The 20,711-nt window shown below is 73.1% G+C and carries 22 protein-coding genes; 16 read left to right on the forward strand and 6 right to left on the reverse strand.

Translation table 11 applies throughout. The features are described 5' to 3' along the window. Positions 1-31: 31 nt before the first annotated feature. Positions 32-967, reverse strand: a complete 936-nt coding sequence (locus KSK32_RS19395) for an SMP-30/gluconolactonase/LRE family protein (RefSeq protein ID WP_216932483.1) — start codon at positions 965-967, stop codon at positions 32-34. A 77-nt stretch (positions 968-1,044) separates the two neighbouring features. On the opposite strand from KSK32_RS19395, the gene KSK32_RS19400 reads away from it, so the two are divergent. Beyond that, entirely contained in the window at positions 1,045-2,034 is a 990-nt protein-coding gene (locus KSK32_RS19400) for a helix-turn-helix domain-containing protein (protein ID WP_216932484.1), read from the forward strand. On the opposite strand, the gene KSK32_RS19405 is transcribed toward KSK32_RS19400, so the two are convergent. The 3 genes from KSK32_RS19405 to KSK32_RS19415 form a co-directional block, all read right to left on the reverse strand. After that, a complete protein-coding gene (locus tag KSK32_RS19405; protein ID WP_216932485.1) occupies positions 2,021-2,548 on the reverse strand; it encodes a DinB family protein in 528 nt (175 codons plus the stop codon). The genes KSK32_RS19400 and KSK32_RS19405 overlap by 14 nt on opposite strands. Before the next feature lie 67 nt (positions 2,549-2,615). Then, positions 2,616-3,041 (reverse strand): MarR family winged helix-turn-helix transcriptional regulator, encoded by a 426-nt coding sequence (locus KSK32_RS19410; RefSeq protein ID WP_216932486.1) that lies wholly within the window; start codon positions 3,039-3,041, stop codon positions 2,616-2,618. Between the two features lie 13 nt (positions 3,042-3,054). Then, positions 3,055-4,767, reverse strand: coding sequence for an alkaline phosphatase D family protein (locus KSK32_RS19415; protein WP_216932487.1), 1,713 nt, complete (start codon positions 4,765-4,767; stop codon positions 3,055-3,057). 147 nt (positions 4,768-4,914) lie between these two features. On the opposite strand from KSK32_RS19415, the gene ftsY reads away from it, so the two are divergent. The 8 genes from ftsY to KSK32_RS19455 all read left to right on the forward strand — a co-directional run bounded on the left by ftsY (position 4,915) and on the right by KSK32_RS19455 (position 14,632). Then, on the forward strand, positions 4,915-6,105 hold the full coding sequence (ftsY, locus tag KSK32_RS19420) for a signal recognition particle-docking protein FtsY (RefSeq protein WP_216932488.1): 1,191 nt from the start codon (positions 4,915-4,917) through the stop codon (positions 6,103-6,105). An 8-nt stretch (positions 6,106-6,113) separates the two neighbouring features. Continuing rightward, positions 6,114-6,977 carry an aminoglycoside phosphotransferase family protein gene (locus KSK32_RS19425; protein ID WP_174361701.1) on the forward strand — a complete coding sequence of 288 codons (864 nt, stop codon included), beginning with the start codon at positions 6,114-6,116 and terminating at the stop codon, positions 6,975-6,977. A gap of 166 nt (positions 6,978-7,143) precedes the next feature. Next, positions 7,144-8,487, forward strand: a complete 1,344-nt coding sequence (locus KSK32_RS19430; protein ID WP_216932489.1) for an ammonium transporter — start codon at positions 7,144-7,146, stop codon at positions 8,485-8,487. Positions 8,488-8,512: 25 nt separating this feature from the next. Continuing rightward, positions 8,513-8,851 (forward strand): P-II family nitrogen regulator, encoded by a 339-nt coding sequence (locus tag KSK32_RS19435; protein ID WP_018786322.1) that lies wholly within the window; start codon positions 8,513-8,515, stop codon positions 8,849-8,851. 17 nt (positions 8,852-8,868) lie between these two features. Then, the gene (locus KSK32_RS19440) at positions 8,869-11,133 is read left to right on the forward strand and encodes a [protein-PII] uridylyltransferase (protein ID WP_216932490.1); all 2,265 of its coding nucleotides are present in this window, start codon (positions 8,869-8,871) and stop codon (positions 11,131-11,133) included. A 198-nt stretch (positions 11,134-11,331) separates the two neighbouring features. Further along, positions 11,332-12,885: a signal recognition particle protein gene (gene ffh, locus KSK32_RS19445; RefSeq protein WP_216932491.1), complete on the forward strand. Its 1,554-nt coding sequence runs from the start codon at positions 11,332-11,334 to the stop codon at positions 12,883-12,885. Positions 12,886-13,142: 257 nt separating this feature from the next. After that, complete coding sequence (locus KSK32_RS33510; RefSeq protein ID WP_289256334.1) at positions 13,143-13,493, forward strand: Uma2 family endonuclease; 351 nt, start codon at positions 13,143-13,145, stop codon at positions 13,491-13,493. Positions 13,494-13,552: 59 nt separating this feature from the next. After that, positions 13,553-14,632 carry an amidohydrolase family protein gene (locus KSK32_RS19455; protein ID WP_216932492.1) on the forward strand — a complete coding sequence of 360 codons (1,080 nt, stop codon included), beginning with the start codon at positions 13,553-13,555 and terminating at the stop codon, positions 14,630-14,632. Between the two features lie 64 nt (positions 14,633-14,696). Here the strand turns inward: KSK32_RS19455 and KSK32_RS19460 are convergent, their stop codons facing one another. Together KSK32_RS19460 and KSK32_RS19465 are read right to left on the reverse strand one after the other, a co-directional pair. Beyond that, positions 14,697-15,290 carry a TetR/AcrR family transcriptional regulator gene (locus KSK32_RS19460; RefSeq protein ID WP_216932493.1) on the reverse strand — a complete coding sequence of 198 codons (594 nt, stop codon included), beginning with the start codon at positions 15,288-15,290 and terminating at the stop codon, positions 14,697-14,699. 25 nt (positions 15,291-15,315) lie between these two features. Next, positions 15,316-15,576, reverse strand: a complete 261-nt coding sequence (locus KSK32_RS19465) for a hypothetical protein (RefSeq protein WP_216932494.1) — start codon at positions 15,574-15,576, stop codon at positions 15,316-15,318. 69 nt (positions 15,577-15,645) lie between these two features. On the opposite strand from KSK32_RS19465, the gene proS reads away from it, so the two are divergent. The 7 genes from proS (at position 15,646) to rplS (ending at position 20,556) form a co-directional block, all read left to right on the forward strand. Continuing rightward, entirely contained in the window at positions 15,646-17,052 is a 1,407-nt protein-coding gene (gene proS / locus KSK32_RS19470) for a proline--tRNA ligase (protein WP_216932495.1), read from the forward strand. 75 nt (positions 17,053-17,127) lie between these two features. After that, entirely contained in the window at positions 17,128-17,775 is a 648-nt protein-coding gene (locus KSK32_RS19475; protein ID WP_216936220.1) for a DUF402 domain-containing protein, read from the forward strand. Positions 17,776-18,017: 242 nt separating this feature from the next. After that, positions 18,018-18,476, forward strand: coding sequence for a 30S ribosomal protein S16 (rpsP, locus tag KSK32_RS19480; RefSeq protein ID WP_018786330.1), 459 nt, complete (start codon positions 18,018-18,020; stop codon positions 18,474-18,476). Next, on the forward strand, positions 18,451-18,711 hold the full coding sequence (locus KSK32_RS19485) for an RNA-binding protein (protein WP_026268109.1): 261 nt from the start codon (positions 18,451-18,453) through the stop codon (positions 18,709-18,711). The genes rpsP and KSK32_RS19485 overlap by 26 nt, the downstream gene beginning before the upstream one ends. Continuing rightward, complete coding sequence (rimM, locus tag KSK32_RS19490; protein ID WP_216932496.1) at positions 18,711-19,250, forward strand: ribosome maturation factor RimM; 540 nt, start codon at positions 18,711-18,713, stop codon at positions 19,248-19,250. The genes KSK32_RS19485 and rimM overlap by 1 nt, the downstream gene beginning before the upstream one ends. Before the next feature lie 14 nt (positions 19,251-19,264). Then, the gene (gene trmD, locus KSK32_RS19495) at positions 19,265-20,053 is read left to right on the forward strand and encodes a tRNA (guanosine(37)-N1)-methyltransferase TrmD (RefSeq protein ID WP_216932497.1); all 789 of its coding nucleotides are present in this window, start codon (positions 19,265-19,267) and stop codon (positions 20,051-20,053) included. 143 nt (positions 20,054-20,196) lie between these two features. Further along, positions 20,197-20,556, forward strand: coding sequence for a 50S ribosomal protein L19 (gene rplS / locus KSK32_RS19500; RefSeq protein WP_013284591.1), 360 nt, complete (start codon positions 20,197-20,199; stop codon positions 20,554-20,556). The last annotated feature ends 155 nt before the right edge of the window (positions 20,557-20,711 follow it).

A 20,711-nucleotide genomic window follows, 5' to 3' on the forward strand; every position in this document is an offset into this window, starting at 1 on the left:
GGCCCCGTGTCCCGCCCGGCTGGTGCGCCGCTCACCGCAGGCCGGGCACCTCGGTGACCGTGAACGGCGGGGTGGGTGTGGGCGCGAAGAGCTGGCTGTCCACCCAGAGCAGTCGGCCGGCGTCGCGCGCCACCGAGGTCGGCGACCGCTCCGTGCCGACCGGGCGGGACCGGTCGACCACCCGGGCGGTGCGCAGTCGGCCGTCGAGCCGGGCCAGGTTCACCACGAACCGGGTGCCGCCGGTGCCGTCCGGTTCGTTGACCACCCCGTAGAGCCGGCCCCCCTCCAGCAGCAGGCCGTCCGCGCCCATCCGGCCGCCGCTCACCTCGACCTCGGTCACGGACCGGGCGGCCAGGTCGACCCGGAACAGGCGCTCGCCGCCCTGCTCCGCGACGAGGGCGACCCGGCCCGACGGCTCGACCACGATGCCGTTGAGGAAGACCGGGTCGGCCGGGAAGTCGTTCGGGCGCACCCACGGGACCAGGTCGCCGACGCGCCCGCCGTCGAGCCCGGCGCGCCACAGGGTGCCGGTGGCGGAGTCCGTGACGTAGACGGCGTCGCGGGTGACCGCCAGGTCGTTGAGGGCCGCGCCGGGTGCGGCGGCGCGGCGGGCCAGCAGGGTGCCGTCCGGCGCGTACACGAAGAGCGTGCCGGTGGTCCAGCCGGCGACGAGGACCCGGCCCCGGCGGTCCACCCGGACCCCGGCGGCGCTGGTCCGGCCGTCGGCGCCGGGGGCGAGGAACGGGCGCAGCCCGGCCCGGCGGGTGTCGCCGCGGTAGACCGCGCCGGTGGCCGAACTCGTGACGTACATCGTGCCGGACGGGGTGACCGCGAGGCCCTCCGGCAGCACGCCCGGGAGGCGGGAGACGACGTAGGTGTCGGGACGGACGCTGGTGGGGGCGGGCCGGGGCGCGCCGACGGTCACCGCCGTCAGGACCGCGGCGGCCGCCGCGAGGAGTGTCTTCACCCGACGCAGCGTTCGGCGGTGCCGGCCCGCCCGGAAGCCCCTTTCGGTACGGGCCGAAAGGTGGCTACCGTGCGCCGGTGACCACCTTGCGGCTCAACGCCGCCGACCTGAGCCGCACCGTCCTGCGGTCGGATCCGGCGGCGCTGGTCGAGCTGGCGATGGCCGCCCAGCGGCTGGTCCTGGCCGACGTACCGGAGCGCCTCGCCGGGTGGCGGTCCCGGACCCGGGCGGCGTTGCGCCCCGAGATGCGTCCCTACCTGGACCTGTGCCGCACGCCGTACCTGGTGCCGGACTTCGTGACCCCGCCGGTGTTCGACGGCGACCTCGACGCCCTGCTGGACCGGGTCGCCGGTACCCCGGACGAGGTGCTCGCCGCCGAGCTGGGCCCGCTGGTGGCGTCCGGCGCGCTGCCCGCCCGGGTGGCGCCGCTGGCCGCCGGGGAGCCCACCGCCCGGGCCGGGCTGCGGGCCGCGATGCTCGCCTTCCACGGCGTGGCGCTCGCGCCCTACTGGTCGGAGATCGGGGCAGCGGTACGGGCCGACCGGGCGGTACGCGGCCACACGCTGGCGGCCGGCGGTCTCGACCGGGTGTTGCGCGACCTCAGCCCGTACCTCGCCTGGACCGAGACGGGGGAGCACTACGCGCTGTCCTACCGGTGCGCGGTCGCCGACGACGTCGAGGTGGCCGCGGGCGGCCGGGGCCTGACCCTGCTGCCCTGTCACCTGGCCCCGCAGCCGTACCTGCTGGCGGACCCGGGCGGCCCGCTGGTGCTGGTCTACCCGATCCGGCCGGGACGGCGTGAGCTGGGGGCCGGGGCGCCGTTGGCCGACCTGCTCGGACGTACCCGGGCGGCCGTGCTGGCGGCGACCGCCGACGCCCTCGGCACCTCCCAGCTCGCCCGTCGGGTCGGCGTCTCCGCCGCCACCGCCAGCGAGCACGCGGCGACCCTGCGGGCCGCCGGGCTGATCACCACGCGGCGGGACGGCGCGGCGGTGCGGCACTGCCTCACCCCGCTGGGCGAGCAGGTGCTGCGGGCGGGTGCCCCGGCCGGGGTCAGGCCCCGGTGACGCCGTCGATGCGCTCGCGGAGCAGGTCGGCGTGGCCGTTGTGCCGGGCGTATTCCTCGATCATGTGGACGTACACCCAGCGGAGGCTGATCTCGTTGAGGGTGTCGCCCCGGCGGTGGACGAAGGTGTGCTCCAGCGGCAGGTCCGCCACCGCCTCCCGGCCCGCCTCGATCTCCGCGCGCAGCGTGGCGAACGCCTCGGCGGGGTCGGCGTCGGCGATGTCGTTGTGGTCCGCGTCCGGGTCGGCGCTGTAGTCGAAGAGGTCGGGCAGGTCCAGGGCGGCGGCGTGGTGGCGGAACCACCAGCGCTCCACGTCGGCCATGTGCCGGACGAGGCCGAGCAGGGTCAGCCCGGAGGGTTCGACGCTGCGGGTACGCAACTGCTCGGCGGTCAACCCGGCGCACTTGTGCACCAGGGTGTCGCGGTGGTAATTCAGCCAGCCTTCGAGCATGGTGCGCTCGTCGGCGACGAAGGGCTCGTGGCGGCGGTCGATCTCGGGCACGGTCCAGGTCATGGGCGCAGATGTTAAGCGGGGGCCCCTTCACCTCGCGAGGCGTTAACAAGGGGCCCTTCCTTACATCTCAGAAGGACTCGTTGAAGCGGTGCATCAGCCGGGCGAGGTCCGCGACGTCCTCCTGTGGCCAGCTTTCGAGGGAACGCCTTATCTGTCCGAGCCGAGCCGCCCGGGCCGCGTCGAACCGCCGGGTGCCCTCCTCGGTGAGGCTGAGCTGGGCCGCCCGCCGGTCGGTCGGGTCCGGGTCGCGGCGGACCAGGCCCAACGCCTCCAGGCCGCCGATCTGCCGGCTCAACGTGCCCTTGCCGATGCCCAGCTTCACCGCCAGGTCGGTGAGCCGGATCGAGCCCGAGCGGCGCAGCCAGAGCAGCAGGCCGTACGCGTTGGGCTCCAGGTTCGGGTGGACCTCGCGGGCGATCTCCCAGGACAGCGCCCGGCCGCGGCGCAGCAACGCGGTCAACTCGTGCTCCACGGCGCGCAGCGTCTCGTCCACGCTCAGAGGGTACTCAGTGGTCGTCGCTGAGTTGCTGTCGTGCCACCGGTCGCAGCTCGCCCTCGCGGGTCGTCCCCTCGATCACCACCGCGGCCCGGCGGCCCTGATGGGTGAGCGTGGCCACCGCGTTGCCGAAATAGGGCCCGGCCAGCTTCCGCCACCGCACCGGGGGGCGGCGTACGCCGGCCGAGCGGGCCAGCGCCCGGGTCGCCCCGGCCGGGCCGGGATTCCAGCCCAGCGTCATCAGCGGGCGCATGACGGCCGGCACCTGGTTGTGGATCGGCGAACACGTGAGCTGGTACACGGGCGTGCGGACGTCGCGGTCGGCGAACCGGGCCCGGGCCACGTACGAGTGGTGCACGTCTCCGGAGAGCACGCTGATCGACGCCGGTCGCGCGTACGCCGGCCCGGCACCCACCCGCGCCCCGGTGCGCGGTGCGGTGCCGCTGCCCAGCCGCGCGAACAGCTCGCCCAGCGCCTCGAACGAGCGCCGGAACGCCCCCCAGTGCTCCAGGTCCAGCGCCCGGCGGATCTGCTCGGAGAGCCGGGCCACCCAGGGCCGGCCGGAGTCGGCCAGGCGCTCGTTCCACGCCTCGACGTGGTGGATGCCCGGCGGCAGCAGCCACGGCAGCGAGCTGCCCACCACCAGATGGTCGTAGATGCCGTGCGCCTGGTCGAGGAACCACGACCACTCGCCCGGCGGCAGCATCGCCCGGTTGCCCGGCTGGAGCACCCGGCTCGACCGGTTGTCCAGCATGACCAGGCGGGTGCGGCCGAGATCGAGCGCGTAGCTCCACTGGTACTGCACGGCCCGCCAGCGCTCGGTGTCGTGCGCCAGGTCGGCCTCCTTGTCGACCCGATCGCCGAACTCGTGCAGCACGCCGGTGGCGTCCTCGGCGGCCATCACCTTCGCGTACACCGGGTCGGCGGCGATCTCGTCCGGGCTCAGGTTGCCCAGGTGCTGGTAGACCCAGTAGGAGGCGAGGCCGCTGCGGATCCGCTCGGCCCACCACGGCTGCTCGCGCATGGCCGCGCGCCACGACTGCGAGGTGTTCCAGTCGTCGATCACCTCGTGGTCGTCGAAGATCATCACGCTCGGCACGGTGGAGAACAGCCAGCGGATCTCCGGGTCGCGCCACGACTCCAGGTAGAGCTTGGTGTACTCGTCGAAGCTGACCACCTGCGTCGCCGGGGCGTCCTTCGGCCGCTTCCGGCGCCGCTTGAGCAGCCGTCGCACGGTCGGCGACGTCTCGTCCGCGTACACCTGGTCGCCGAGCAGCACCAGCAGGTCGGGCAGCGTGGCCTCGCCGGGCGCGGCCATCACTCGCCGGGCGTACGCGTCCAGCGCGTCCGGCGGCAGTTTCCGGGCGGTGGAGTGCTGGGTGGTCTCCCGGCACGAGCCGAACAGCAGCCGCACCGGCTGGTCGGCGTCGTCGAGCGCGCGGGTCCGGATCACGCTGGGCGGGAACGACGAGTCGGGCAGCGGCCACGCCACCTCGTCGTCGATCAGCACCTCGTATGTCGTACGGCTGTCCGGGGTGAGCCCGGTCACCACGACGATCGCGTAGTGGTGGTCGTACGCGGAGAAGGTGGGCGCGCTGCCGGTGGCGCCGTCGGCGGTGCGGACGGTGACCACGGCGGGCGAGCTGGTCTCCACCCAGACGGTCGCCCGCGTGTCGACGACCCGGCGCAACAGCGGGCCGATGAGCAGGCGGGAACCGGGCACGACGCACCTCCGACAAGATCGTTTGCGGCTCTTTCCTACCCGGCCGGCGGTTGCGGTACGCCTTCCGGTGCGAGCGTACCCGCAGGTTGTTCGCGTGCCGAGGCGGTGAGTGGGACGCCGTCGCCGGCATCTGACAGGATTTCGGGCATGACGGAATACCTCCTCGTCGCTCTCGCCCTGCTCGGCGTGCTGATCATCGGCGGCCTGAGCCTCGTGGTGCCCCGGCTGCGCCGGCGCCCGCAGCCGCCGCTGCCGCGCACGGAGGTCGACACCCGGACGGAGGAGGACCTGGCCGGCCCGCCGGTCGAGGCCCCGGAGGCGGAACTCACCACAGGCGTGGTGGTCGAGGCGCCGCCGGCCCCTCCGGTCGAGGTGCCGCAGGTCGAGGTGCCGGAGCCCACGGCCGGCCGGCTGGTCCGGTTGCGCTCGCGGCTGTCCCGCTCGCAGAACGTCTTCGGCAAGGGCCTGCTCGGCCTGCTCAGTCGCGACCGGCTGGACGAGGACACCTGGGAGGAGATCGAGGACAGCCTGATCACCGCCGACGTCGGCATCGACGCCACCCGGGAGATCGTCGACCGGCTGCGCGAGCGGACCCGGGTGCTCGGCACCCGGACCGGGGACGAGCTGCGTGCGCTGCTCGCCGCCGAGCTGGTCAACGCGCTCGACCCGGGCCTGGACCGCGCACTGCGCACCGCGCCGAAGGAGGGCGTCCCGGCGGTGGTGCTCGTGGTCGGCGTCAACGGCGCCGGCAAGACCACCACCTGCGGCAAGATCGCCCGGGTGCTCGTCGCGGACGGCCGCAGCGTGCTGCTCGGCGCGGCCGACACGTTCCGGGCCGCCGCCGCCGACCAGCTGGAGACCTGGGGCGGCCGGGTGGGCGCCGAGACGGTCCGCGGGCCAGAGGCCGCCGACCCGGCGAGCGTCGCGTTCGACGCGGTCAAGCGCGGCATCGACACCGGCGTGGACACCGTACTCATCGACACCGCCGGCCGGCTGCAGAACAAGATCGGCCTGATGGACGAGCTGGGCAAGGTCAAGCGGGTGGTGGAGAAGCACGGCCCGATCGACGAGACGCTGCTGATCCTCGACGCCACCACCGGCCAGAACGGCCTGGAGCAGGCGCGGGTCTTCACCGAGGCGGTGAACGTCACGGGCGTGGTGCTGACCAAGCTCGACGGGACGGCCAAGGGCGGCATCGTGATCGCCGTGCAGCGCAAGCTCGGCATCCCGGTCAAGCTCGTCGGCCTCGGCGAGGGCAAGGACGACCTGGCCCCGTTCGACCCGGCACAGTTCGTCGACGCGTTGCTCGGCACCGAGCCGCTCGCCCGGGACGCGTAGCCTCTCCCGTGACGACTGACGATCGCGCCTACGCGGGGTGGCGCGACCCCAGCCACCCGTCGCCACGCCTCGGGAGACCGTACGTGACTTCGCAGGAGATCCCGCTGCACGGCGGGAACGTGAGCACCGTGGTCCGTGTGGGAGACACGGTCCGGCGCAACGCCGGCCCGTGGACGCCCTCCGTGCACGCGCTGCTGCGCCACCTGGAGTACGTCGGATTCACCGGCGCGCCCCGGGCGCTCGGCATGGACGAGCGCAACCGGGAGGTCCTGTCGTACCTGGAGGGGGAGTGCGGGGAGTACCCGCTGGCCCCGCACTGGGTCACCGACGAGGCCCTGGTGACGGTGGCCACCATGCTGCGGATGTTCCACGACGCGCAGTACGGCTTCACCCCGCCGCCCGGCGCGGTCTGGCGCTCGTTCGGCCCGCCCCCGCCGGACACCGAGGTCATCTGCCACCACGACGCCGCGCCGCACAACGTGATCTGGCGGCCGGACGGCACGCTCGGGCTGATCGACTTCGACCTCGCCTCGCCCGGCGCCCGCATCTACGACGTGGCGTACGCGGCCTGGACCTGGGTGCCGATCTTCTCCGACCGGGACTCGATCACGCTCGGCTGGAAGCACCCCGACCGGCCGCGCCGGCTGCGGCTTTTCGCCGACGCCTACGGGCTGATCCCGCGCGACCGGCACCGGCTCATCCGGACCATCCGCAAGCGCATCGTCGACCACGTCGAGGGCATCCGGCGGATGGCCGCCGCCGGTGAGCCGGCGTTCGTCCGGATCGTCCACAAGGGCCACCTGCGTCGCCCTATGCGTGACCTGCGGCTGCTCGACTACGAGCGGCACCAGCTGGAGTACGCGCTGCGCTGACCAAGATCGGCGTTCTTCACACGCCGGAAACAACCCGTCACGCGTCGGAAATCGCGCGGTGTCGCTGAAGGAAACAGCCGGCGACAAAGCTTCCGCGCAACCGGCTGACGGGCGATGCTGCCAGGACTCAGTCGGAGGGAGGAATACGACAACGAGAGGAGGCAGCGTGGAGATCGACACCGGGAACACTGCCTGGTTGCTTGTCTCGACTGCCCTCGTGCTGCTCATGACCCCCGGTCTCGCGCTGTTCTACGGCGGGCTGAACCGGTCCAAGGGCGTTCTGAACATGATGATGATGAGCTTCTCGTCCATCGGGCTCGTCAGCATCCTGTGGCTCTTCTACGGCTTCACCGTCGCCTTCGGCGAGGGCGGCAGGTTCTGGGGTGACCTGGGCCAGTATCTGGGCACCAAGACCTTCGTCGGCGAGAACGACCTGTGGGGCGAGACCGGCATCCCGATCTACGTGTTCATCGCCTTCCAGATGATGTTCGCGATCATCACCGTGGCGCTGATCAGCGGCGCGCTGTCCGACCGGGTGAAGTTCGCCGGCTGGCTGCTGTTCGCGTTCGGCTGGGCCACCCTGGTCTACTTCCCCGTCGCCCACATGGTCTGGGGCGGCGGGCTGATCGGCGGCGACATCGGCGCGCTGGACTTCGCCGGTGGTACCGCGGTGCACATCAACGCCGGTGCGGCGGCGCTCGCGCTGGTGCTGGTGCTCGGGAAGCGGGTCGGCTGGCCGCGCGAGAGCATGAAGCCGCACAACGTCCCGATGGTCGCCCTCGGCGCCGGGCTGCTGTGGTTCGGCTGGTTCGGCTTCAACGCCGGCTCCGAGCTGACCGCCGACGGGGTCACCGCGCTGGCGTTCATCAACACCCAGGTCGCGACCGCCGCGGCGCTGCTCGGCTGGATCGTGGTGGAGTGGGTGCGCGACGGCAAGCCGACCCTGGTCGGCGCCTCGTCCGGCGCCATCGCCGGCCTGGTCGCGATCACCCCGGCCTGTGCCTTCGTCACCCCGGCCGCAGCGGTGCTGCTGGGTGTGGTCGCCGGTGCGGTCTGCGCCCTCGCCGTGGGCCTGAAGTACCGGCTCGGCTACGACGACTCCCTCGACGTGGTGGGCGTGCACTTCGTCGGCGGCTGGATCGGCTGCCTCTGGATCGGCCTGTTCGGCACCGCCTCGGTCAGCTCGCTCGTGGAGACCGACGGCCTGCTCGTCGGCGGCGACGCGACGCTGCTCGGCAAGCAGGCGCTGAGCGCGCTGATCGTGACCGTCTACTCCTTCGTGGTCGCCTACGCCCTCGGCTTCGTGATCGACAAGACGATCGGCTTCCGGGTCTCCGCCGAGGCCGAGGTCGACGGGATCGACATCGCCGAGCACGCGGAGAGCGGCTACGACCTGTCGCCCGCCACGGGCAGCAGCGGTGGCGCGTTCGCGATGGCCGGGATCGGCGCCGGCAAGCCCGCCGTCGAGTCCGACGAGTCCGCGCCGGTCAGCGAGAAGGTCGCCGGTTAACGTTCCTGGGATGGAGGGGTTGGACATGAAGCTGGTGACCGCGGTCATCAAGCCGTACCAGCTGGACGCGGTGAAGGAGGCCCTGCACGCCCTCGGCGTGGCCGGGCTGACCGTCAGCGAGGTCCAGGGCTACGGCCGGCAGAAGGGGCACACCGAGGTCTACCGGGGTGCCGAGTACACGGTCGAGTTCCTGCCCAAGATCCGGGTCGAGGTGCTCACCGACGAGATGGACGTCGACAAGGTCGTGGACGCGATCGTCGGCGCCGCCCGGACCGGCAAGATCGGCGACGGCAAGGTCTGGGTGACCGGCGTCGAGGAGGTCGTCCGGGTGCGTACCGGCGAGCGCGGGCTCGACGCCCTCTGATCGCCGGATCCGCCGACGTGACCTCGTTGACCACGGCCGCCGCACCCACCGGGGACGGCGCGCCCGTGGTCAACGAGGTCGCCGGCGTACCCGCAGGGATCGGCGCGGCGGCCCGGGCCGCGCGGGCCGGCGCGCTCGACGCCTGGCTGTGCCGGGCCTTCCCGGACCGGGACGGGGTCGCGCTCGTCGCGGTGGGCGGGCTGGGCCGCCGCCAGTGCGCCCCCTACGGCGACCTCGACCTGGTGCTGCTGCACGCCGGGGTGCCCGGCATCGACGAGCTGGCCGCGTCGCTGTGGTATCCGATCTGGGACGCCGGGCTACGGCTGGACCACTCGGTGCGCACGGTCGCCGAGGCGCTGTCGGTGGCCCAGGACGACGTCAAGGTCGCCCTCGGCCTGCTCGACGCCCGGCACGTGGCGGGCGACCCGGCGCTCACCGACCAGCTCTCGCGTACCGCCACCGACCACTGGCGGCGCACCGCGATCCGCCAGCTCCCCGGCCTGCGCGAGATCACCGCCGCCCGCTGGGAGGCGCACGGCGAACTGGCCTTCCTGCTCGAAGGCGACCTCAAGGAGGCGGCCGGCGGGCTGCGTGACGTGGGCATCCTGCGCGCCATCGCCACCGCCGGGGTCACCGACGCGCTCCGGCCGGCCGTGCACGCGGCACACCGGCGGCTGCTGGACACCCGCGACGCGCTGCACCAGCAGGTGGGCCGCCGGGTCGACCGCCTGGTCGCCCAGGAACGCGACGGCGTGGCGCGGCTGCTCGGCGCCGAGGACGGTGACGCGCTGCTGCGGCTGGTGGCAGGCGACGCCCGCACGGTGAGCCACGCCCTGGACGACGCCTGGCGGGCCGCCGACCGGCTCCGCTCCGGCCGCCACCGCGCCGCGCCCGGCCGTCCGCTGCGCCGCCCGGTCGCCCGGGACGTGGTGGAGCAGGACGGCGAACTGGTGCTCGCCCGCACCGCCATCGGGGCCCGCCCCGACCCGAGCCTGTCGTTGCGGGTGGCCGCCGCTGCCGCCACCACCCGGCTGCCGATCGCGCGGGCCACCTGCGAGTGGCTGGCCGCGTACTGCCCGCCGCTGCCCGCGCCCTGGCCGGCGGCGGCCCGCGACGCGCTGATCACCCTGCTCGGCGCCGGTCCCGGCCTGGTGCCCGCGTGGGAGACCTGCGACAGGTACGGGCTGATCGACCGCTGGCTGCCCGAGTGGACCCGGATGCGCAGCCTGCCCCAGCACAATCCGGTGCACCGGTTCACGCTCGACCGGCACCTGGTCCAGACCGCGTACGAGGCGAGCCGGCACACCCGCGACGTGGAACGGCCGGACCTGCTGCTGCTCGGCGCGTTCCTGCACGACATCGGCAAAGGGCTGCCCGGGGACCACTCGACGGTGGGCGCGCCGCTGGCCGAGGCGGTCGCCACCCGGATCGGGCTGCCGCCGGCCGAGGCGGCGCTGATCGGCACGCTGGTCCGGCTGCACCTGCTGCTGCCCGACGTGGCCACCCGGCGCGACCTGTCCGACCCGAAGACCGTCGCGGGTGTCGCCGAGCGGGTCGGCGACACCACCACGCTGGACCTGCTGCACGCCCTGGTCCGCGCCGACGCCGCCGCCACCGGCCCGGCCGCCTGGTCCGGCTGGAAGGGTCGGCTGATCGCCGAGCTGGTGAGCCGGGTACGCACCACGCTGGACACCGGCGTGGTGCCCGCCCCGCCGGCCCCGGACCCGGCGCTCGTGGCCGGGCCGCTGCCGGTCGTACACCTGGGGGAGGACCGGGTGTCGGTGGCCGCCGCCGACCGGCGCGGGCTGCTCGCCACCGTCGCCGGTTGCCTGGCCCTGCACCGCCTGGAGGTGATCTCCGCGGACGCCGCCACCGTCGACGGCCGGGCCCTGGTCGAGTGCCGGGTGCAGCCGCGCTACGGGCTGGCCCCGGACCCGATCGCGCTCAGCGCCGACCTGCGCCGAGCCGTCGGCGGCGACGTCTCGGTCACCCAGCGGCTGCGCGGCCGGGCCCTGGCCGCCCGCAGCCGGGGCGCCGCGCCGCGGGTGGTCTGGCACCGGGAGGCGGCCACCGACGCGGTGCTGCTGGAGCTGCGGGCGGCCGACGCGGCCGGACTGCTGTACCGGGTCACCTGCGCGCTGGACGAGGCGGGCGCCCAGGTGCGGGCGGCCCGGATCTCGACGCTGGGCGGCGACGTGGTGGACGCGTTCTATCTGGTCGGCGGCTGGCCGTCGGACGAGGAACGGGCCCGGATCGAGGCCGCCGCGCTCGCCGCCGTGTAAGGAAGGGCCCCCTCTTAACGTCTCCGGTAGAGGAAGGGCCCCTTGTTAACGCGCCCCGTCCACGAGCTACGCCCGCCCGGAGCGGGCGCGTGGGCGGCGGGCCGGAGCGGGGGTGCGGGCGGCGGGCTACCCTAACGGTGGGCTGGACCGCCGGCCCGGCAGCATGTGCCCGCCGAAAACGACAAACGGGATGTTCGCGTGTTTGACACCTTGAGTGACCGCCTGTCCGGGATCTTCACCAAGCTCCGCGGCAAGGGCCGGCTCACCGACGCCGACATCGACGCCACCGCGCGCGAGATCCGGATGGCGTTGCTGGAGGCCGACGTCGCCCTGCCGGTGGTCAAGGGCTTCATCGCGAACGTCAAGGAGCGGGCGCGCGGCGCCGAGGTCTCCCAGGCGCTCAACCCGGCGCAGCAGATCGTCAAGATCGTCAACGAGGAGCTGATCAACATCCTCGGCGGCGAGGGGCGGCGGCTCCAGTTCGCCAAGCACCCGCCGACCGTGATCATGCTGGCCGGCCTCCAGGGTTCCGGCAAGACGACGCTCGCCGGCAAGCTGGCCCGCTGGCTCAAGAGCCAGGGCCACCAGCCGCTGCTCGTCGCCGCCGACCTCCAGCGTCCCAACGCCGTCGGGCAGCTCCAGGTGCTCGGTGGCCGGGCCGGCGTCGAGGTGTACGCCCCGGCGCCCGGCAACGGCGTCGGCGACCCGGTCCAGGTGGCCCGCGACTCGATCGAGCACGCGCGCCGCGCCGCCCGGGACATCGTCATCGTCGACACCGCCGGCCGGCTCGGTATCGACACCGAGATGATGCAGCAGGCCGCGAACATCCGCGACGCGGTCCAGCCCGACGAGGTCATCTTCGTCATCGACGCCATGGTCGGCCAGGACGCGGTGCGCACCGCCGAGGCGTTCCGCGACGGCGTGGGCATCACCGGCGTGGTGCTGTCCAAGCTCGACGGCGACGCCCGCGGCGGTGCCGCGCTCTCCGTCCGCGAGGTGACCGGCCAGCCGATCCTGTTCGCCTCCACCGGCGAGAAGCTGGAGGACTTCGACGTCTTCCACCCGGACCGGATGGCCAGCCGGATCCTCGGCATGGGCGACGTCCTCACTCTGATCGAGCAGGCCGAGGCGGCCTTCGACACCGATCAGAAGGAGAAGATGACCGCCAAGCTGATGGGCGGGGAGACCTTCACGCTGGAGGACTTCCTCGATCAGCTCATCGCGGTCCGGCGGATGGGCCCGATCGCCAACGTGCTGGCCATGATGCCGGGCATGGGGCAGATGAAGGACCAGCTCGCCGAGCTGGACGACAAGCACTTCGACCGGGTCACCGCGATCATCCGGTCGATGACCCCGGCCGAGCGCACCAACCCGAAGATCATCAACGGCTCCCGCCGGGCCCGGATCGCGGGCGGTTCCGGTGTCACCGTCATGGACGTCAACCAGCTGCTCAACCGCTTCGCCGACGCGCAGAAGATGATGAAGCAGATGGGCGGCATGATGGGTCTGCCCGGTGGTGGCCGGCGCAAGGCGACCAAGTCGCCGAAGAACAAGCGCAAGGGCACCAAGGGCGGCGGGCGGCCGCGTACCGGCGCCGGTATGCCGGGCGGCTTCCCGGGCGGGATGCCGCAGCTCCCGCCGGGCCTGGACCCGGGTGACCTGGCCGGTGGGCAGGGCCTGCCGCCGGGGTTCAAGCTCCCGAAGATCGACTTCAACAAGCTCGGCAAGGGCGGCGACAAGGGTCCTCGCTAGCGTGTCGGTGACGGCGGGCGACATTGCAGTCTCTTAGGGCGATGCCGCCCCCTGGGAGGAGCTGTCAATGACCGCCACCCCGATCCTGCCGGAGCGGCACGAGTGGACGGTCGACGACCTGGGCGAACTGCCCAAGGACCTTCCGTACGAACTGATCAACGGAAGGTTGATCGTGCGGTCGCCCACCGCCCTGCACCAGGACCTGTGTGTCCGTCTCCTGCTCGCGCTTGAGGTCAACTGCCCCGCCGGAGTTCCTGGTGAGCATCGACCTGTCCATGCGGGTCGACCGCCGCAACGAGCCGCGCCCGGACGTGGTGGTGATCCGGCGCAAGCACGCCGGCCGGCCGCCGGTCCCGGTCGAGGACGCGCTGCTCGCCGTCGAGGTCGTCTCGCCGACGTCGCACTTCCGCGACCTGTACGACAAGGCGAAGGTCTACGCCCGCTCCGGGGTCCGCTCCTACTTGGTGGTGGATCCGCAGCACGAGCGGGTCGCACTCACCGAGTACACGCTCGACGGCGCCGCCCGCGAGTACCAGGAACTGGCGCACACCGAGGACCTGTTCGTCGCCGAGCGGCCCTGGAAGGTCTCGGTCGACCTGCGGCGCTGACCGCGCGCCGCAACGACCTGCTCGCCGGCGAGGAGGACTGATCGGGTAGGACTGTGCACATGGCTCTGCACGTGCGTGGTGTGTTCCTTCCCGACGACGAGGTCCGGGACGCCTGGCTGGTCGGTGACCGGGTCACCTTCGAACCGGTGCCCGGCGCCGAGACGGTGGCCGACGGCGGCTTCGTGCTGCCCGGCCTGACCGATGCGCACTGCCACATCGGCATCGCCCGCGGTGGCAGCCCGATCACCTCGCTCGACCAGGCCCGGGAACTGGCCAGGATCGACCGGGACGCGGGCGTGCTGACGATCCGGGACGCCGGGTCGCCGTACCCGTACCCCGAACTGGAGGACGAGCCGGACCTGCCGCGACTGGCCCGCGCGGGCCGGCACGTCGCCCCGCCGAAGCGCTACCTGCGCGACATCGGCGTGGAGGTCGGCGCGGCGGAGGTCGCCGCGACGGTGGCCGCGCAGGCCGCGGCCGGCAACGGCTGGGTCAAGCTGGTCGGCGACTGGATCGATCGGGGAGTGGGCGACCTGGCGCCGGCCTGGGACGCCGGCACGATGACCGCGGCGGTCGCCGCCGCGCACGCCGCCGGGGTACGCGCGGCGGTGCACACGTTCTCCGAGTCGGCGGTGGAGATCATGGTGCGGGCCGGGGTGGACTCGGTGGAGCACGGCACCGGACTGAGCCTCGACCTGATCGACCTGATGGCCCGGCAGGGCACTGCGCTGGTCCCCACGATGATCAACATTCGGACGTTCGGCCACATCGCGGAGCAGGCCCGGCCGAAGTTCCCCGGCTACGCCGACCACATGCTCGCCCTGCGTGACCGCTTCCCCGAGGTGGTGCGCGCCGCGCACGAGGCGGGCGTGCCGATCTACGTCGGCACCGACGCGGGCGGCGGCATCGACCACGGCCTGGCGGCCGAGGAGATGCTGCTGCTGCACGAGCAGGCCGGCATGTCCGCCTCGGAGGTGCTCGCCGCCGCCTCCTGGCGGGCCCGGGAGTGGCTCGGCTTCCCCGGGCTGGTCGAGGGCGGCCTCGCCGACCTGGTGGTCTACCCGGAGGATCCGCGCCTCGACCTGCGCGTGGTCCGGGCGCCCAGCCGGATCGTGCTGCGCGGCCGGGTCGTCCGCTGACGGGCCGGTCCGCTCGCTGACCGGCCGTCGTCGTCGCGGGCGGCCGGCCTGGCGGGCCGTCGGCCTAGCGCGTCGTCGCCGCCGTCAGGAACAGCCGCACCGCCAGGTCGGCCAGCCGGTCGGCGGTCTCGTCCACCGGGCCTCCGGGCAGCACGATGTGGCTCACCACCAGGCGGACGACGCTGTCCGCCGCGAACGCCAGCGCCGCCGGATCGGCGCCGGGCAGGCGCTCGCCGGTCCACTCCAGCAGCGCCGCCGCGGCCTCGGCGAGCACCAGCTCGGACCGGGTGGTCAGGTACGGCAGCAGTTCCTCCGAGCCGCCCCTGGTGCTGGTCAGCACCGCCCGGACCAGTGGGTTCTCGGCGGCCGAGGCGAGGGTGCGGTGGATCGCCGCGTACGCGGCCGCGCGGACGTCGGAGTCGTGCTCGCCGAGCGCGGACCGGACCTGGCCGACGAACCGGTCCACCTCGTGCCGGGCCAGCGCCTCGCCCAGGCCCGCCTTGGTGCCGAACTCGTTGTAGACCGTCTGCCGGCTCACTCCGGCCGCGTTCGCGACGGCGCCCATCCGGACCCCGGCCCAGCCGGTCGTGACGGTCAGCGTACGGGCGGCGTCGACGATCGACTCGCGCACCGGAGTGAGATTCCTCGGCCTAGGCATGGTGATCGAAGTCTACGGGCGCTGTTCAGCGCACCTCGAGTTCGTAGTCCGCCTCGACCCAGAACCGCCCGCCGTCGTGGCCGGCCCGCACCACGCAACGCCTGCTGACCCCACCGCCCTGCGTGCCCGCGAGGAACCACACGTCGTCGGGCTGGTGACGCCCGCCGTGCCGGCCGGTGGTGTCCTTGAGCGGGTTGACCGGCTGCCGGTGGGCGGCCACCCAGGCCACCCAGCGGGCGGCGAGCGGGGCGAGCGCCGGTGCCGGGCCGGTGCCGGGAGTGAGCATGACGGCAGATGGTAGTGCGGGCGCGCCCGGCTGCGCCGGCTCGTCACGGGACGCATAGGATGTGCGGTCATGGCACGCGTGCTCACTCCCCGTGCGGAGGACTTTCCCCGCTGGTACCAGGATCTGATCGCCAAGGCGAAGCTGGCCGACAACGGCCCGGTCCGGGGGACCATGGTGATCCGACCGGCCGGCTACGCCATCTGGGAGCGGATGCAGGCCGAGATGGACGCCCGGATCAAGGCGGCCGGCGCGGAGAACGCGTACTTCCCGCTGTTCATCCCGGAGAGTTACCTCAAGCGGGAGGCTGAGCACGTCGAGGGCTTCTCGCCGGAGCTGGCGGTGGTCACGCACGGTGGCGGCAAGCAGCTCGCCGAGCCGGTGGTGGTGCGCCCCACGAGCGAGACGGTCATCGGCGAGTTCATGGCCAAGTGGATCGACTCGTACCGCGACCTGCCGCTGCTGCTCAACCAGTGGGCCAACGTGGTCCGGTGGGAGCTGCGCCCGCGGATCTTCCTGCGCACCAGCGAGTTCCTCTGGCAGGAGGGGCACACCGCGCACGCCACCCGGGACGACGCCCGCGCCTACGCGCGGCGGATCCTGCACGAGGCGTACGAGGATCTGATGGTCAACGTGCTCGGCATCCCGGTGGTGGTCGGCCTCAAGACCGCCCGGGAGCGCTTCGCCGGCGCCACCGCCACGTACACGTGCGAGGGCATGATGGGCGACGGCAAGGCGCTCCAGCTGGGCACCAGCCACGAGCTGGGCCAGAACTTCGCCAAGGCGTTCGACATCAGCTACTCCTCGGCCGAGGGCGGCCGGGAGCACGCGTGGACGACCTCCTGGGGCACCTCCACCCGGATGCTCGGCGGCCTGATCATGTGTCACGGCGACGACAACGGGCTGCGGGTACCGCCGAAGCTGGCGCCGGTCCAGGCGTACGTGATGATCGTCAAGGACGGCGAGGGCGTCAGCGAGGCGGCGGGCAAGCTGTGCGACGCGCTGCGTGACGCCGGGGTGCGGGTGGCGCTGGACGACCGGACCGACACCGCGTTCGGCCGCCGCGCCGTCGACGCCGAGCTGCGCGGCTACCCGGTCCGCGTCGAGGTCGGCCCGCGTGACCTGGCCGCCGGCAACGCCGTGGTGGTCCGGCGTACGGACGGCTCGAAGGCCCCGACGCCCGTCGCCGACGTGGTCGGCGCGGTCCTGGCCGCGCTGGATGCCGACCAGCGGGCGCTGCACGACCAGGCGCTGGAGTTCCGCCGGTCCCGCACCGTCGAGGTGTCGACGCTGGCCGAGGCGATCGAGGCGTCCGCCACCGGCTGGGCGCGGGTGCCGTGGTCGGCGGTCGGCGTCGAGGGCGAGGCCGAGGCGAACGGTCAGGGCGTGACGGTCCGCTGCCTGGTCCGCGCCGACGGCTCGGTGCCGGACTCGGAGGACGAGCCCGACCTGGTGGCGATCCTCGCCCGCGCGTACTGAGGTGCAAGGAAGGGCCCCTTCTTAACGCATTCTGCATAGGCGGGGGCCCTTGTTAACACGACGGCGGGGGTGGGCGTGCGGTTCGAGCCGGGGCGGCTGATCATGCACCGGAATGTGCGCAACGGCCGCATCGGGTGGGTCCGGTCGGCCCGTGTGGTCTCCGACGACGAGCGCGGCCTGGTGCTCTGGGTGGCGCGGGAGGCGGCGGTCGCGCACGAGGTGAACGCCGCCGGCCTGGGCATGCGGGCCGTGCCGTTCGCGGAGTGGGTGACGTCGTCCTACCGGCTCGCGCAGGGGCGGTGGAACGGCCCGCCGGTGCTGAAGTTCCTGCCCGTCGGCGCGGCCCACTCGGTCTGGTGGTTCCGCGACGCGGCGGGCCGCTTCCAGAACTGGTACGTGAACCTGGAGGAGCCCGGCGTCCGCTGGGACGACGGCGCGGTGGCCGGGGTCGACATGGTCGACCAGGATCTCGACGTCGTGGTCCATCCGGACCTGAGCTGGGAGTGGAAGGACGAGGACGAGTTCGCCGAGCGGCTGGCGTTCCCGGAGCACTACTGGGTGGCCGACGAGAAGGCGGTACGCGCCGAGGGCGAGCGGGTGATCCGGATCGCCGAGGCCGGGGAGTTCCCGTTCGACGGCACCTGGTGCGACTTCACCCCGCCCGCCGAATGGGACGCGCCGGACGAACTTCCGCCGGGATGGGACCGTCCGCCGGTGCGCTGAACCGGTGTCCTGCGTCACGGCCCGCCCCGCCCCGGGCGTCATGTCCGGGTCCGGTGTGAGAGTTCCGGGCTGGATCTGGCAGAATGGGTCGCTGGTATCCGGCGCGCGTCCGGCGCCCTCTAACCCGGGCGCGTCGCCAGTTCACCGAGCAGTCTCCGGCCCAAACCCCACTGTGCCGGTCGGCGCTCACCCGCCACACCGCCCGTACGGGCCGGTGAGATCGCAACAGGAGCGAAACAACTGTGGCCGTAAAGATCCGGCTCCTGCGGATGGGCAAGATCCGCAACCCGCAGTACCGCATCGTCATCGCCGACTCGCGCACCAAGCGTGACGGTCGCGCGATCGAGTTCGTCGGTGTGTACCAGCCGAAGGAAGACCCTTCGGTGATCGAGGTCAAGTCGGAGCGGGTCCAGTACTGGCTCTCGGTCGGCGCCCAGCCGAGCGAGGCCGTGCAGCGCCTGCTGGAGCTGACCGGTGACTGGCAGAAGTTCAAGGGCCTGCCGGCCCCGCCGCCGCTGAAGGTCGCCCCCGAGCGGGCCGACCGCAAGGCGGCGTACGAGGCCGAGGCGAAGGCCGCCGCCGGCGTGGCGGACACCCCGGCCAAGCCGGCCAAGAAGGCCGCCGCCAAGGCGGAGGAGCCGAAGGCCGAGGCCCCCAAGGCCGAGGAGCAGACCGGTGCCGAGTCCGGCGAGCAGGCCTGACATGCCGCTGCGTCCCGCTCTGGAGCACCTGGTCAAGGGCATCGTCGACCACCCGGACGACGTCCGGGTGCGCATGGTCGACTCCCGTCGGGGCAAGCGCCTCGAAGTCCGCGTGCACCCCGAGGACCTCGGCACGGTGATCGGGCGGTCCGGCCGGACCGCCAAGGCGCTGCGCCAGGTGATCGGCTCCATCGGCGGGCGTGGGGTACGCGTCGACATCGTCGACTCGTACTGATGCTTCTCGTCGTCGGCCGGATCGGTAAGCCGCACGGCATCCGCGGTGAGGTCACCGTGGAGGTGCGTACCGACGAGCCCGAAGCACGGTTCGCCCCCGGTTCGGTGTTGACCACCGAGCCGGGGGTCACCCCGTCGGAGCCCGGCGCCTGGCGGGTGCCGCCGGCACTCACCGTCGAGTCGGCCCGCTGGCATCAGGGCCGCCTGCTGGTCGCCTTCGAGGGCGTGCTGGACCGTGACGTCGCCGAGGCGTTGCGCAACACGTTGCTCGGCGTGGACAGCGCCGACGTCGCCCCGCCGGAGGACCCGGAGGAGTTCCACGACCACCAGCTGGTCGGGCTCGCCGTGGTCACCCGTGACGGCGAGCACGTGGGCGAGGTCGCCCGCATCGACCACGCGCCCGCGTCCGACATGCTGGTGCTGCGGCGCCCGGAGGGGCGTACCGCGCTGGTCCCGTTCGTCAAGGCGATCGTGCCCGAGGTGGATCTGGCCGGCGGTCGCGTCGTCGTCGACCTGCCCGGCGGACTGCTCGACCTCTAGCTGGAGCCCACCGCATGCGCGTCGACATCGTGTCGATCTTCCCCGAGTACTTCGCCCCGCTGGATCTGTCGCTCATCGGCAAGGCCCGGGCGAACGGCACGCTGCGGCTGGCCGTACACGATCTGCGGACCTGGACCCACGACGTGCACCGCACCGTCGACGACACGCCCTACGGCGGCGGTCCGGGCATGGTCATGCGCCCGGAGCCGTGGGGTGAGGCGCTGGACGCGCTGGCGCCGGGCGAGCTGAGCCCGGACGGTCACACGCTGCCCCGGCTGCTCGTGCCGTCGCCCGCGGGCGTCCCGTTCACCCAGGCCCTGGCGCACGAACTGGCCACCGAGTCGCACCTGCTGTTCGCCTGCGGCCGGTACGAGGGCATCGACCAGCGGGTGCTGGATCACGCCGCGACCCGGATGCCGGTGACCGAGGTCTCCCTCGGTGACTACGTGCTGTTCGGCGGCGAGGTGGCGGTGCTGGTGATCCTGGAGGCGGTCACCCGGCTGCTGCCCGGTGTGCTCGGCAACGCCGGGTCGCTGGACGAGGAGTCGCACGCGCACGGCCTGCTGGAGGCCCCGCTCTACACGAAGCCGGCGAGCTGGCGCGGGCTGGACGTGCCCGAGGTGCTGCGCTCCGGCGACCACGCCCGGATCGACCGCTGGCGGCGGGACGAGTCACTGCTGCGGACCGCGGCCCGGCGCCCCGACATGATCGGCGCACTGGCCCCGGAGGCGCTCGGCAAGCGGGACCGGGCGACGCTGGACCGGGGCGGATTTTCCTCGCCACCGGGGCATGTGGCAAAGTAGAGGGGTTGCCGCATCCGTCCACGCCGTGGGCGGTTGCGAGGACCCTCGACCGGGGCCGGCCTCGCCGGTCACCACCCGGGGGTCAGAATCACCCGTTCGCGCATCGACTGACGATGCGCCGTGAGCCTCACGAGGACGCAGCGATGAACATCCTGGACGCCCTTGACGCCCAGTCGAAGCGTACCGACCTGCCCGACTTCCGTGCCGGTGACACCGTCAAGGTGCACGCGCGGGTCGTCGAGGGCAACCGGTCCCGGGTCCAGATCTTCCAGGGCGTCGTCATCCGCCGCCAGGGTGACGGTCTGCGCGAGACCTTCTCGGTCCGCAAGGTCAGCTTCGGTGTCGGCGTGGAGCGGACCTACCCGCTCAACGGCCCGGGCATCGACCGGATCGAGGTCGTGACCCGCGGTGACGTGCGTCGCGCCAAGCTCTACTACCTGCGTGAGCTGCGCGGCAAGAAGGCCAAGATCAAGGAGCTGCGGGAGAAGCAGCCGGCGAACTGAATCCCGTACGCCACGCCGCCCGAGCTGCGCGGATGTCGTATCGACCAGACCGCATTACCCTGGTCGATACGGGCGCAGCCGGACGGTGCGAAACGGTCCACTACCGCCCGTGGGGTCTCCGAGGAGGCTCCCGGGCGGTAGTGTCGTTTCCGCGG

The organism is Micromonospora sp. WMMB482, from assembly GCF_019038635.1.
Taxonomy (GTDB): domain Bacteria; phylum Actinomycetota; class Actinomycetes; order Mycobacteriales; family Micromonosporaceae; genus Micromonospora; species Micromonospora marina.

Excerpts from the sequence above, each read along its gene's own strand:
- KSK32_RS19460 (WP_216932493.1), bottom strand. The coding sequence starts at position 15,290 with ATGCCTAGGCCGAGGAATCTCACTCCGGTGCGCGAGTCGATCGTCGAC.
- KSK32_RS19405 (WP_216932485.1), bottom strand. The coding sequence starts at position 2,548 with ATGACCTGGACCGTGCCCGAGATCGACCGCCGCCACGAGCCCTTCGTC.
- trmD (WP_216932497.1), top strand. The coding sequence starts at position 19,265 with ATGCGCGTCGACATCGTGTCGATCTTCCCCGAGTACTTCGCCCCGCTG.
- rimM (WP_216932496.1), top strand. The coding sequence starts at position 18,711 with ATGCTTCTCGTCGTCGGCCGGATCGGTAAGCCGCACGGCATCCGCGGT.
- KSK32_RS19465 (WP_216932494.1), bottom strand. The coding sequence starts at position 15,576 with ATGCTCACTCCCGGCACCGGCCCGGCACCGGCGCTCGCCCCGCTCGCC.
- proS (WP_216932495.1), top strand. The coding sequence starts at position 15,646 with ATGGCACGCGTGCTCACTCCCCGTGCGGAGGACTTTCCCCGCTGGTAC.
- KSK32_RS19455 (WP_216932492.1), top strand. The coding sequence starts at position 13,553 with ATGGCTCTGCACGTGCGTGGTGTGTTCCTTCCCGACGACGAGGTCCGG.
- ftsY (WP_216932488.1), top strand. The coding sequence starts at position 4,915 with ATGACGGAATACCTCCTCGTCGCTCTCGCCCTGCTCGGCGTGCTGATC.
- rplS (WP_013284591.1), top strand. The coding sequence starts at position 20,197 with ATGAACATCCTGGACGCCCTTGACGCCCAGTCGAAGCGTACCGACCTG.
- KSK32_RS19435 (WP_018786322.1), top strand. The coding sequence starts at position 8,513 with ATGAAGCTGGTGACCGCGGTCATCAAGCCGTACCAGCTGGACGCGGTG.